Annotated in this window: 12 protein-coding genes and 1 pseudogene; 12 read left to right on the top strand and 1 reads right to left on the bottom strand. The window is 52.0% G+C overall.

Annotated features, from left to right (window positions below; translation table 11 throughout):
* The first annotated feature begins 110 nt into the window (after positions 1-110).
* From BM191_RS15105 to BM191_RS15085, 5 genes and pseudogenes are all read left to right on the top strand, one after another.
* Positions 111-1,007, top strand: a complete 897-nt coding sequence (locus tag BM191_RS15105; RefSeq protein ID WP_092879661.1) for an amino acid ABC transporter substrate-binding protein — start codon at positions 111-113, stop codon at positions 1,005-1,007.
* 149 nt (positions 1,008-1,156) lie between these two features.
* Complete coding sequence (locus BM191_RS15100) at positions 1,157-1,897, top strand: amino acid ABC transporter permease (RefSeq protein ID WP_092879658.1); 741 nt, start codon at positions 1,157-1,159, stop codon at positions 1,895-1,897.
* Positions 1,897-2,574 carry a glutamate/aspartate ABC transporter permease GltK gene (gltK, locus tag BM191_RS15095; RefSeq protein WP_092879655.1) on the top strand — a complete coding sequence of 226 codons (678 nt, stop codon included), beginning with the start codon at positions 1,897-1,899 and terminating at the stop codon, positions 2,572-2,574. Before BM191_RS15100 ends, gltK begins: the two co-directional genes overlap by 1 nt.
* Positions 2,575-3,300: an amino acid ABC transporter ATP-binding protein gene (locus BM191_RS15090; RefSeq protein ID WP_092879652.1), complete on the top strand. Its 726-nt coding sequence runs from the start codon at positions 2,575-2,577 to the stop codon at positions 3,298-3,300. It begins immediately after the preceding gene.
* A gap of 119 nt (positions 3,301-3,419) precedes the next feature.
* Positions 3,420-4,322 (top strand): annotated as a pseudogene (locus tag BM191_RS15085) (nucleoside hydrolase).
* A 56-nt stretch (positions 4,323-4,378) separates the two neighbouring features.
* Here BM191_RS15085 and BM191_RS15080 read toward each other — a convergent pair.
* The gene (locus BM191_RS15080) at positions 4,379-4,864 is read right to left on the bottom strand and encodes a zinc ribbon-containing protein (protein WP_092879649.1); all 486 of its coding nucleotides are present in this window, start codon (positions 4,862-4,864) and stop codon (positions 4,379-4,381) included.
* Between the two features lie 234 nt (positions 4,865-5,098).
* Here BM191_RS15080 and leuS point away from each other — a divergent pair, with 234 nt between their 5' ends.
* The 7 genes from leuS (at position 5,099) to mrdA (ending at position 12,778) form a co-directional block, all read left to right on the top strand.
* Entirely contained in the window at positions 5,099-7,681 is a 2,583-nt protein-coding gene (gene leuS / locus BM191_RS15075; RefSeq protein WP_092879645.1) for a leucine--tRNA ligase, read from the top strand.
* Positions 7,682-7,695: 14 nt separating this feature from the next.
* Positions 7,696-8,283 carry an LPS assembly lipoprotein LptE gene (lptE, locus tag BM191_RS15070; RefSeq protein WP_092879642.1) on the top strand — a complete coding sequence of 196 codons (588 nt, stop codon included), beginning with the start codon at positions 7,696-7,698 and terminating at the stop codon, positions 8,281-8,283.
* Positions 8,280-9,311 carry a DNA polymerase III subunit delta gene (gene holA, locus BM191_RS15065; protein WP_092879639.1) on the top strand — a complete coding sequence of 344 codons (1,032 nt, stop codon included), beginning with the start codon at positions 8,280-8,282 and terminating at the stop codon, positions 9,309-9,311. The genes lptE and holA overlap by 4 nt, the downstream gene beginning before the upstream one ends.
* Positions 9,304-9,969, top strand: a complete 666-nt coding sequence (gene nadD / locus BM191_RS15060) for a nicotinate-nucleotide adenylyltransferase (RefSeq protein ID WP_092879636.1) — start codon at positions 9,304-9,306, stop codon at positions 9,967-9,969. Before holA ends, nadD begins: the two co-directional genes overlap by 8 nt.
* A 92-nt stretch (positions 9,970-10,061) precedes the next feature.
* Positions 10,062-10,379 carry a ribosome silencing factor gene (rsfS, locus tag BM191_RS15055; RefSeq protein ID WP_092879634.1) on the top strand — a complete coding sequence of 106 codons (318 nt, stop codon included), beginning with the start codon at positions 10,062-10,064 and terminating at the stop codon, positions 10,377-10,379.
* Between the two features lie 3 nt (positions 10,380-10,382).
* A complete protein-coding gene (rlmH, locus tag BM191_RS15050) occupies positions 10,383-10,853 on the top strand; it encodes a 23S rRNA (pseudouridine(1915)-N(3))-methyltransferase RlmH (protein WP_092879631.1) in 471 nt (156 codons plus the stop codon).
* Positions 10,854-10,873: 20 nt separating this feature from the next.
* Positions 10,874-12,778 carry a peptidoglycan DD-transpeptidase MrdA gene (gene mrdA, locus BM191_RS15045; RefSeq protein WP_092879628.1) on the top strand — a complete coding sequence of 635 codons (1,905 nt, stop codon included), beginning with the start codon at positions 10,874-10,876 and terminating at the stop codon, positions 12,776-12,778.
* The last annotated feature ends 3 nt before the right edge of the window (positions 12,779-12,781 follow it).

The raw sequence follows: 12,781 nt of genomic DNA, 5'->3' as shown, positions 1-12,781 counted from the left end.
AGCTATTTTAAGGGAGAGCTTACCTCCTCAGAGAGTGTTAATGCTGACGATAAACATAACATCAGGCGCTGTTAATTATAATTTGCGTCAAATCTTGTTAAGGAGTGGAAATGCAAATGTGTAAACTGGCGTTCTCTCTTATGTTGCTCGGTGCTACAGCAACGGCAGCTCAGGGAGAGGACCTGACGGGCACGCTGAAGAAAATCAATGACAGCGGCGTGATCGTCATCGGTCACCGTGAGTCCTCCGTTCCCTTTTCTTATTACGATAACCAGCGGAAAGTCGTCGGTTATTCACAAGATTATTCCAATGCTATCGTTGACGCAGTCAGGGCCAGGCTCAACAAGCCTGACCTTGAAGTGAAGATGTTGCCTGTCACCTCACAAAACCGTATCCCGCTGCTGCAAAACGGAACTTATGACATCGAGTGCGGCTCCACAACCAACAACCTGGAACGCCAGAAACAGGCGGCGTTCTCCGACACCATTTTTGTTGTCGGCACGCGTTTGCTGGTGAAGAAAAACGGTCCGATAAGAGATTTTGACGACCTGAAGGGGAAAACGGTCGTCGTCACTTCCGGTACCACCTCGGAAATTCTGCTGAACAAGCTTAATGACGAGAAAAAAATGGGTATGCGTATCATCAGCACCAAAGATCACGGCGATGCTTTCCGTGCTCTGGAAAGTGGACGGGCAGTGGCCTTTATGATGGACGATGCGCTGCTTGCCGGTGAACGTGCAAAAGCCAAAAAACCCGACCAGTGGGTTATTGTAGGCACCGCACAGTCGAAAGAAGCCTACGGCTGCATGCTGCGTAAAGACGATCCGGCGTTCAAGGCTCTGGTTGACGATACCATTGCTAAGGCTCAGACCACTGGTCAGGCGGAGAAGTGGTTTGACATCTGGTTTAACCAGCCTATCCCACCGAAGAGTCTGAATATGAACTTTGAACTGTCGGAAGACATGAAGACCACCTTCAAATCGCCGAACGACAAAGCATTGAACTAATAATGACGATAAGGGCAGCCTGCTGCCCTGCGATTGTTGACAACAGGCTCAAAAACAGTGTCCGCCGGAGCCGTTCCCTCTGGCTGATAGACACAGAAGCCTCGCACAATCTTAGGGTAGCTTAGCTACCCTTTTTCAACGGAGTCCATATGTCCATAGACTGGAACTGGGGTATCTTTTTACAATCAGCGCCGTTCGGCAATACCACCTATCTCGGCTGGCTGTGGGCAGGTTTCCAGACCACCGTATGCGTTTCGCTGTGCGCCTGGGTCATTGCTTTTCTGATTGGTTCACTATTCGGTATTCTACGCACTGTACCCAATCGCGGGTTATCCGCTATCGGTACTGTCTATGTCGAGCTATTTCGCAACGTACCGCTGATTGTTCAGTTTTTTATCTGGTATCTCGTTGTGCCAGAATTACTACCGGGATCAATGAGTACCTGGTTTAAACAGGATCTGGACCCAAACATTCAGTTTTTTATTTCCTCCGTTTTTTGTCTTGGCCTGTTTACCGCAGCCCGTGTCTGCGAACAGGTACGCGCTGCGATTCAGTCGCTGCCGCGCGGGCAAAAAAACGCCGGACTGGCTATGGGGCTGACGCTACCGCAGACTTACCGGCATGTGCTGCTGCCTAACGCTTACCGCGTCATCGTGCCACCAATGACGTCAGAAATGCTGAACCTGGTAAAAAACTCATCCGTCGCCTCAACGATCGGTCTGGCTGAAATGGCGGCTCAGGCTGGCAAACTACTTGATTATTCCGCGCACGCTTATGAATCTTTTACTGCCATTACCCTCGCCTACATCGCCATTAACCTGGTGATCATGCTGATCATGATGGTTGTTGAACGCAAAGTCCGTCTGCCCGGCAGCATGGGAGGTCAATAATGTACGAATTTGACTGGAGCACCATTATTCCCAACCTGCCCTGGCTACTGGCCGGTATGATAGTGACTCTGAAGATCACGATTACCGCGGTAATATTTGGCATTATTTGGGGCACCCTGCTGGCAGTGATGCGCCTTTCAGACTTCCTGCCACTGCGTTGGTTTGCCAGACTCTACGTGGATCTGTTCCGCTCCGTTCCTCTGGTCATGGTGCTGTTGTGGTTCTACCTGGTAGTACCGCGCTTTTTGCAGCAGGTGCTGGGCTTATCGCCTCAAAGCGATATACGCCTGATATCGGCAATAGTGGCTTTCTCGCTGTTTGAAGCGGCTTATTACGCAGAAATTATCCGCGCGGGCATTCAAAGTATTTCCGGCGGCCAGTCTCATGCAGCACTGGCATTGGGTATGACCTATGGTCAATCAATGCGGCTGATTATCTTGCCCCAGGCCTTTCGTGCGATGGTGCCGCTACTGCTTACCCAAGGCATCGTTCTGTTTCAGGATACCTCACTGGTCTATGTTTTGAGCCTTGCCGATTTCTTCCGTACGGCCGATACCCTTGGCGTTAACAGTGGCACGGAAATTGAAATGGTGCTCTTTGCCGGCGCGGTTTATTTCGTTATTAGCCTCAGCGCTTCGCTGCTGGCCAGCTACTTAAAGAAAAAAAGGACAGTTTAAATGATTATCCTGAACAATATTTCAAAGTGGTATGGTCACTTTCAGGTGCTGACCGAGTGTTCGACACAAGTCAATAAAGGTGAAGTGGTCGTGGTTTGTGGTCCTTCAGGCTCAGGTAAATCCACGCTGATTAAAACCGTAAACGGCCTTGAACCTGTACAGCAAGGCAGCATTACCGTAAACGACACTGAAGTGACCAGCAAAAAAACCAACCTCGCGAAGCTGCGCTCCCAAGTCGGTATGGTATTCCAGCATTTCGAGCTATTCCCACATCTGACTATTATCCAAAACCTGGTGCTGGCACAGGTAAAAGTGTTGAAACGCGACGAGGCCGTGGCCCGTCAAAAGGGGCTGAAACTGCTTGAACGTGTTGGCTTATCGGCACATGCCAATAAGTATCCCGGTCAGCTTTCCGGCGGCCAGCAGCAGCGCGTGGCCATTGCCCGCGCACTCTGTATGGACCCAGTCGCCATGCTGTTTGACGAACCCACCTCCGCTCTTGATCCGGAGATGATTAATGAAGTACTGGACGTCATGGTCGAACTGGCGAACGAAGGCATGACCATGATGGTGGTCACTCACGAAATGGGTTTCGCCCGCAACGTTGCCAACCGCGTCATTTTCATGGATGAAGGCAGGATCATTGAAGATGTGAATAAAGAGGCTTTTTTCTCAAACCCGAAATCTGAACGCGCACGAGATTTCCTCGCCAAAATCCTGCACTGACTGCGCTATCCAGGCCGCATCGCGGCCTGTTAATATCCTTTTTTTGTATCTGGCTTGAATCGCACCAGGTTTAACCGCGACCTGGGTTTAACATCCAGGTGTAAACAGGGAGAAATGCGATGGCTATACCTGTCATTTTTGATTGTGATCCAGGCATTAAAGGCACCACAGCTCAGTATATTGGCAATAACCACCTCTGCCGGTAATCAGACACCCGATAAAACACTGCACAACGCGCTGGGTCTGTGTACCCTGATGGGAGATCGGATATCCCGGTGGCGGGCGGCGCACTGAAGCCATTAATGCGTTCTTTGGTCATCGCTGAAGAGGTTCACGGCGTAACCGGACTGGGCACCACGACGCTCCCGCCGCCCATCTGTCAACCTTCAGCTGAAAACGCCGTGCCACTCATCGCCCATCTGCTCAGAACGTCCAGCGAACCGGTAACGCTGGCAGTTACCGGCCCAATGAGCAACATTGCTCTGTTGCTCAGCACGTGGCCGGCGCTAAAAAGTCAGATAGCCCGCATCGTTTTTATGGGCGGCGCAATCCACGGCGGTAACGTGACACCCGTTGCCGAATTTAATATTTACGTCGATCCGGAGGCGGCCGATATCGTATTGCGATCAGAGGTTCCGCTTGTCATGGCCGGGCTTAACGTGACGCATCAGGCATTAGTGATGCCAGAGGACGTCAGCCTGATACGCGCCCTCAATAATCCTGTCTCCTCGGCGGTTGCCGAAATGCTGGATTTTTATATGCCGATTTATCGTAAGCATCCGCGCGGATTGAACGGTGCGGCCATGCACGATCCGGCCGTGGTTGCCTGGCTGTTGCATCCCGAACTCTTCACCAGTGAAAAACGCTGGGTTGGCGTCGAAACGTGGGGACACTATCCCCGTGAAATGACGGTGATGGCCCCATTTGGTCAGAATGGTATAGCGGAAAATGTTGAAGTTCTTACCCAAATCAACCGTACTGCGTTTATCGAACTGATGATCGAATGCCTGCAGCGTTACTGATAATTGGTTCGCACGCCAGAAACCGGGTTTCTTGTGGTAAGAAACCCGTCTGGCTATCACGGTGTAAACGGCTGGCGCTGAAACTTATCGTGTCCGCACTCAGGACAGAGGCTCAATGTTTCCGGCGTATATATTTCACGGGTAAAGTGGCAATTCTCACAAACCAATTTACCCAGCCCTACCACCTCACCACTATGATAAACACCGTGATGATTAAGATCCTCAAACACCTCACGCCACTCCAGCTGGCTGCGGTCAGTGATGTCTGCCAGCTCTTTCCACAAGCTCTGACGAATTACGCGCATAAAAACGCTATCGCTAAACTCATCTGACAGACTTTCCTGGTAACTACGGCCAAATTCACTCAGATCGCGGCGCAGCGCATGGAGAACTTGCACGCGTTCATTCGGCTGAAGCTCCGGTCGCTTGTCAAGCGCCTCACTGGCATGATCCATCAGGGTATCAATGTTACGCTCCCCGTGATGCAGACGTTGGGTTAGCCGGGCCAGCAACTCACTGTAGGCATTGGCAACTTTGCTCATCGCACTCTCCTTTTGAAATGTCCTCAGCTCAAGTTTAGAGAATTCCTCGACTTTCGTCGTAGCGCTACGCAGAAAATCCCTTCCATTGTAGAGAATCATGATTAATGGCTGTTCAACAGCGCATAGCTGTTGTTGCGCCGGATGCTTATCGGCTATGCTATGCGGATTTCCAAACACTATCGCGTAGTTGCAGTTTTGGCTAACTGCACGCTCCATAAAGGAACACAGCCCGTCATGCAAGAGCAATTCCGTCCGGAAGAGATTGAATCCAAGGTTCAGCAACATTGGGAACAAAAGCAAACGTTCAACGTCTCGGAAGACGCAGGAAAAGAAAAATATTACTGTCTTTCAATGCTGCCCTATCCTTCCGGCCGCCTGCATATGGGGCACGTACGTAACTACACGATTGGCGATGTCATTTCTCGCTATCAACGACTGCAAGGAAAAAACGTCCTGCAGCCTATCGGCTGGGACGCCTTCGGTCTTCCGGCGGAGGGCGCTGCGGTAAAAAACAATACCGCGCCAGCGCCCTGGACTTACGACAATATCGCATACATGAAAAACCAGCTCAAACTGCTGGGCTTTGGCTATGACTGGAGCCGTGAGCTGGCAACCTGCAAACCGGAATATTACCGCTGGGAACAGTGGTTTTTCGCACGTCTGTATGAAAAAGGCCTGGTTTATAAAAAAACATCAGCGGTGAACTGGTGCCCGAACGATCAAACGGTGTTAGCTAACGAACAGGTTATCGATGGCTGCTGCTGGCGCTGTGATACCAAGGTTGAACGCAAGGAAATCCCGCAGTGGTTCGTTAAAATCACCGACTACGCCGAAGAACTTTTAAACGACCTCGACAAGCTGGAAGACTGGCCAGAAACGGTAAAAATCATGCAGCGCAATTGGATTGGCCGCTCCGAAGGTGTAGAAATTACCTTTGATGTAGTCGATAGCGCGGAAAAGATTACCGTTTACACGACCCGCCCTGATACCTTCATAGGCGCCACCTACGTCGCCGTGGCTTCCGGTCATCCGCTGGCAACACAGGCCAGTGCAAATAGTCCGGCGCTGGCCGACTTTATTGCTGAATGCCGCAATACCAAGGTTGCTGAAGCTGATATGGCGACCATGGAGAAAAAAGGCATGGCCACAGGTCTGTTTGCGCTGCATCCACTGACCGGTGAAAAAATCCCCGTATGGGTGGCTAACTTCGTGCTTATGGAGTACGGCACCGGTGCGGTGATGGCCGTTCCGGCCCACGACCAGCGCGACTGGGAGTTTGCCAGCAAATATAACCTGCCGATTAAACCGGTTATTCTGAATCCGGACGGCAGTGAGCCCGACATCAGCCACGCGGCAATGACCGAAAAGGGCGTTCTGTTTAATTCCGGGGAGTTTAGTGGCCTCGATCACCAAACCGGTTTTAATGCCATCGCCGATAAGCTGGCAGCGATGGGCGTCGGCGAGCGGAAAGTTAATTACCGCCTGCGCGACTGGGGGGTTTCCCGCCAGCGCTATTGGGGCGCCCCCATTCCAATGGTGACGCTGGAAGACGGCACCGTCATGCCAACACCAGACGACCAGCTGCCGGTACTACTGCCGGAAGATGTTGTCATGAACGGTATAACCAGCCCAATAAAAGCCGATCCTGAGTGGGCGAAAACGATTGTAAATGGTCAGCCAGCGCTGCGCGAAACCGACACCTTCGATACGTTTATGGAGTCCTCCTGGTATTACGCGCGCTATACCTGCCCGGATTATGACAAAGGTATGCTGGATCCGGCAGCGGCCAACTACTGGCTGCCCGTTGACCAGTATGTCGGCGGTATTGAACATGCCATCATGCATTTGATGTATTTCCGCTTCTACCACAAGTTGCTACGTGATGCGGGGCTAGTGAACTCCGATGAACCGGCGAAACGACTGCTCTGTCAAGGCATGGTGCTGGCCGATGCCTTTTATTACACCGGCGCAAATGGCGAGCGTAACTGGGTATCTCCCGTTGAGGTCACTCTTGATCGCGATGAAAAAGGCCGGATCATCCGCGCGGTTGATAGTCAGGGCCGTGAACTGATCTACGCTGGAATGAGCAAAATGTCGAAGTCGAAAAACAACGGCATTGATCCTCAGGTGATGGTTGAACGTTACGGTGCCGATACCGTACGTCTGTTTATGATGTTTGCCTCACCAGCAGAAATGACGCTTGAATGGCAGGAGTCGGGCGTCGAGGGAGCTAATCGCTTCCTGAAGCGCGTCTGGAAACTGGTTTATGAACACGTCGCGAAAGGTCCGGTCGCAACGCTGGATATCGCCGCCCTTGATAATAATCAGAAATCGCTACGCCGCGATCTGCACAAAACCATTGCTAAAGTCAGCGATGATATCGGTCGCCGCCAGACGTTTAACACCGCGATTGCCGCCATTATGGAGCTGATGAATAAACTCATTCGTGCGCCGCAGGAAAGTATTCAGGACCGCGCGCTTCTCCATGAAGCGCTACGAGCCGTAGTACCAATGCTTTATCCGTTTACTCCGCACACCAGCTTTGTGTTATGGCAAGCACTGGGTGCGAAAGAGGATGTCGATAATGCCCGTTGGCCGCAGGCCGACGAGCAAGCGATGATTGAAGATTCGCTGCTGGTCGTGGTTCAGGTTAATGGCAAAGTCCGTGGGAAAATTACCGTTCCCCCGGATGCAACGCAGGAACAAGTTCAGGCACGCGCCGCGCAGGAGCATCTGGTGGCGAAATATCTGGATGGTGTCACCATTCGTAAAGTGATTTACGTACCGGGTAAGCTACTGAACCTGGTCGTGGGTTGATGTCAGGAGGAACTGTGCGACACCCAATTATAACCTTCGTCGTCGCTCTGATGGTGATGATCACCGCCGGATGCGGCTTTCGCCTGCACGGCACCACGGCGGTGCCGAAAGAGTTGAAAACGCTGATTGTTGACAGTAGTGATCCCTACGGGCCACTGACACGCGCTGTGCGTACTCAGCTGCGTCTTAACGGCGTAACCATTGTCAAAGAGAGTGCCAACGTGCGTAAAGATCTCCCTTCTTTACGCCTGGGAACGGAAACCGTCGGACGTGATACCGCATCCATATTTCAGGATGGTAAAGCCGCTGAGTACCAGTTAGTCATGCGCGTCACCGCTCAGGTGCTGGTGCCAAACAAAGGTATTTACCCAATATCAGTAACGGTATTCCGCTCTTTCTTCGACAACCCACTGGCCGCGCTGGCGAAAGATTCTGAGCAATCGATCATCATCGATGAAATGCGCACTCAGGCCGCCGATAAGCTGGTACGTAAGCTGCTGGTAGTTCATGCGGCAGAAAAGGAGATCGCACCTGCGCAGAGCATTCCGACAACGATCAACGATCCTCGGGCGACCACTGGCCCTGGTTCATTGGGTAAATGATCAGGATCTATCCTGAACAGTTAAAGGCGCAGCTCCAGGAGGGGCTACGTCCTTGTTATATCCTCAGCGGCAACGAACCGCTTCTGCTGCAAGAAAGCCAGGACGCAATTCGCAAACAAGCGCAGCAAAACCAGTTTACCGAACACCATTCAAGCACAATCGATGCACACACCGACTGGGATGCATTACTTGCCAGTTGTAGAGAGCTTAGCCTGTTCGCTAACCGGCAAACGCTGACGTTGGTTTTGGCAGAAAATGGCCCCACGGCCGCCATTGCGGAGCGTCTGATAACCCTTAGTGGCCTTCTGCATGATGATATCCTGCTCATTTTGCGCTGTCCCAGGCTCACCAAAGCACAGGAAAACAGCGCATGGTATAAGGCATTAAGCGCCCCGGCCGTTGTGGTGCCCTGCCAGACACCAGAACAATCTCAACTGTCCCGCTGGGTCAGTAATCGGGCAAAGCAGCTAAATCTGCAGCTCGATGCCCCATCGATTCAACTACTTTGCTACTGCTATGAGGGCAACCTGCTGGCCCTGTCGCAGGCACTCGAACGCCTCGGATTATTATGGCCGGAGGGTAAGCTGACGCTGCCGCGTGTTGAGGCTGCGGTCAATGATGCTTCGCACTTTACGCCCTTTCACTGGGTCGATGCACTGCTGGCGGGAAAAAGTAAGCGCGCTCTGCATGTTTTGCGCCAGCTACAGCAAGAAGATATTGAACCGGTGATCATGCTACGTACCTTGCAACGTGATGTATTAGTGCTGCTAACCTTGCAACGTCAGATGAAAACCGTTGCGCTGCGCGCGCTGCTGGATCAACATCGTGTCTGGCAGAATCGCCGACCGCTGATTACCGAAGCACTGCAACGCCTCAGCGAGAGCCGCCTGAGGCAGGTTATTAGCCAATTAACGCGTATCGAATTGATAATAAAACAAGATTATGGTCAGCCAGTCTGGCGCGAGCTGGAAACACTGACGCTGATGTTATGCCATCCTGATTTCCCTGAGGCGCTTATCCATGCATGATAGCTCTGCGCTGTATGCGCTGCTCGGTGGCACCTTCGATCCGATACATTTTGGCCATCTAAAACCGGCTGAAGCACTGGCCAGACACGTCGGTTTACGCAAAGTGACACTGATGCCAAATAACGTCCCGCCTCATCGCCAGCAACCTGAAGCCAGCGTTTCACAGCGGCTGGCTATGATCAGACTGGCCATCGCGCAGCGTCCACTGTTTGATATTGATGAACGCGAACTGAGACGGGATGCCCCCTCATACACTATCGACACATTACGGGCGCTACGCGCCGAAAGGGGATTACGGCAGCCGCTGGCATTTATTATCGGCCAGGACTCCCTGCTGACCCTACCCAGCTGGCACGGTGGTTACCGTCTGCTTGACTATTGCCATCTGCTGGTATGCCAGCGTCCGGGCTACAATCAGCAAATGAAAACGTCAGAAGATCGTCAGTGGTTGCAACAGCATCAGGTTACTGATTACGCACAGCTTCACCAGAAGCCGGCAGGCTGTATTTATATCGCCCGGACACCGTTGATAGATATTTCTGCGACAGAAATTCGCCAAAGGCGCCATCGGGGAGAATCCTGCGATGATCTGCTACCGGCACAGGTTGCAGCATTCATGGATCGCGAGGGGCTGTATCGCGATCTTCATGGGGCGTGATATACTGCGCCACTAATTTTTTGTCGTCTCTGGTAATTGGCGAGCAGGCCGCCAGCATATTCCTTTCAGTTCACATCCCAAGGGGGAACCTTTTGCAAGGTCAGGCACTCCAAGAATTTGTCATTGATAAAATTGATGATCTTAAAGGTCAGGATATTATATCTGTAGACGTTAAGGGCAAATCCAGCATCACCGACTGCATGATTATCTGCACGGGCACGTCCACCCGTCACGTCATGTCCATTGCGGAACACGTAGAAAAAGCAGCGCGTGAAGCAGGCCTGATGTCACTAGGCGTGGAGGGTCAAAACGTTGCGGACTGGATCGTGGTCGATCTTGGTGACGTAATGGTTCATGTAATGCAGAAAGAGAGCCGCCAACTGTATGAACTGGAAAAGCTCTGGAGCTAACGGGTGAAGTTGCAGTTGGTTGCCGTTGGTACCAGAATGCCGGGTTGGGTACATACCGGCTTTATGGAGTATCTCCGCCGCTTTCCCAAAGATATGCCATTTGAATTGTTGGAAATACCAGCAGGCAAACGCGGAAAAAATGCGGATATCAAACGTATTCTCGAAAAAGAGGGCGAGCAGATGCTCGCGGCCACAGGCAAAGGCAATCGGATTGTTAGCCTGGATATTCCCGGCCAGCCGTGGGAAACACCGCAGCTGGCTGTACAGCTTGAACGCTGGAAACAGGACGGTCGCGACGTCAGTTTGCTGATTGGTGGACCAGAAGGTCTGGCACCAGCCTGCAAAGCCGCTGCAGAACAAAGTTGGTCGCTTTCACCCCTTACGCTGCCACATCCGCTGGTGCGCGTACTGGTCGCTGAAAGTCTTTACCGTGCATGGAGCATTACGGCAAATCATCCTTATCATCGCGAATAACCGGGCTAACCACATTGCGGATGAAATTACAACGCAACTTCTTTCGTGACTATACCGCCGAACAATCCCTGTTTGTCCGGCGCGCGTTTGTTGCACTTTGCTTTATTGTCCTGCTGTCCGCCATTCTGGTGGTTAATCTCTACCATTTACAGATTCAGAACTTTGCGACCTACAGCACCCGATCAAATGAGAACAGGATAAAGCTGGTGCCCGTCGCGCCCAGCCGGGGTATTATCTATGACCGCAACGGCATTCCTCTTGCCCTTAACCGCACCATTTACCAGCTGGAACTGATACCGGAAAAAGTCGATAATCTGCACGAGACCATTAATGCCTTGCGTCCGATTGTGAACCTGACCGACGAGGATATCGATAATTTTCAGAAAGATCGCAAGCGATCGCGGCGTTTCACTTCAATTGCGCTGAAAACCGGTCTGAATGAAGTACAGGTCGCGCGCTTTGCCGTTAATCAATACCGTTTTCCTGGCGTAGAGGTTAAAGGCTACCAGCAACGCTATTATCCCTACGCTGCTGCATTAACCCACGTGCTTGGCTACGTATCAAAAATTAACGATCGCGACGCAAAAGATCTTGATAATCAAGGAAAGCTTGCCAACTATGCGGCGACACGGGATATCGGCAAGCTTGGCATAGAGCGCTATTACGAGGATACCCTGCACGGTAAAACCGGCTATGAAGAAGTCGAAGTGAATAACCGGGGCCGGGTAATACGTAAGCTACACGAACAGTCACCTCAGGCTGGACGCGATATCTATCTGACTATCGACCTCAAACTGCAACAATATATTGAGACGTTGTTAGCGGGCAGTCGCGCGGCGGTAGTGGTCACCGATCCGCGTTCCGGCGACGTGCTGGCGATGGTATCGACCCCCAGTTATGATCCGAATTTATTTGTAAATGGTATCTCCAGCAAGGAATACAATCGCCTGCTAAATGATCAAAATCATCCGCTGATAAACCGTGCCACGCAGGGTGTCTATCCGCCGGCATCAACGGTTAAGCCCTTTATTGCAGTCTCCGCGTTAAGTGCTGGCGTCATTAATCGCAACACCTCACTTTTTGATCCTGGCTGGTGGCAGCTGCCCGGTTCTGAAAAACGTTATCGCGACTGGAAAAAGTGGGGTCATGGCCGGCTCAACGTGACGAAGGCACTGGAAGAGTCTGCCGATACCTTCTTCTATCAGGTTGCTTATGATATGGGAATCGATCGTCTTGGCGAGTGGCTGGGAAAATTTGGCTATGGCCACCTGAGTGGCATCGACCTTGCGGAGGAGCGCGCAGGCAACATGCCAACCCGTGAATGGAAAATGAAGCGTTTTAAAAAACCCTGGTATCAGGGCGATACCATTCCCGTCGGCATTGGTCAGGGCTACTGGACCGCAACCCCGGTGCAGATGAATAAAGCGCTGATGATCCTGATTAATGACGGCGTAATCAAAGTGCCACATTTGATGATGAGCACCAGCCTCAATGGTCAGAAAGAGCTCTATACCCAGCCGCCCTCAACACCGATCGGCGATATTCACTCCGGTTACTGGGAAATTGCCAAAGACGGTATGTACGGCGTCGCTAACCGCCCGAACGGTACCGCTCATAGAAGCTTTGCCGACGCTCCATACAAAATTGCTGCTAAATCAGGGACCGCGCAGGTATTCGGCCTGAAAGAAAATGAAACCTATAATGCACATAAGATTGCCGAGCGCCTGCGTGACCACAAGTTGATGACCGCATTCGCTCCTTATGATAAGCCACGGGTGGCCGTTACCATCATCCTGGAAAATGGAGGCGCGGGTCCGGCTGTCGGTACTGTCATGCGCCAGATCCTTGATCACATCATGCTCGGGGACAACAATATTAACCTGCCAGACGCCGCACCAACCGCGCCAGGCTATGAAGGCGAATAATCG

Source organism: Izhakiella capsodis (assembly GCF_900115045.1).
In the GTDB taxonomy this organism is placed as follows: domain Bacteria; phylum Pseudomonadota; class Gammaproteobacteria; order Enterobacterales; family Enterobacteriaceae; genus Izhakiella; species Izhakiella capsodis.
Note: the sequence above shows the minus strand (reverse complement) of the source record. Positions and strands in the feature narration are given on the sequence as shown.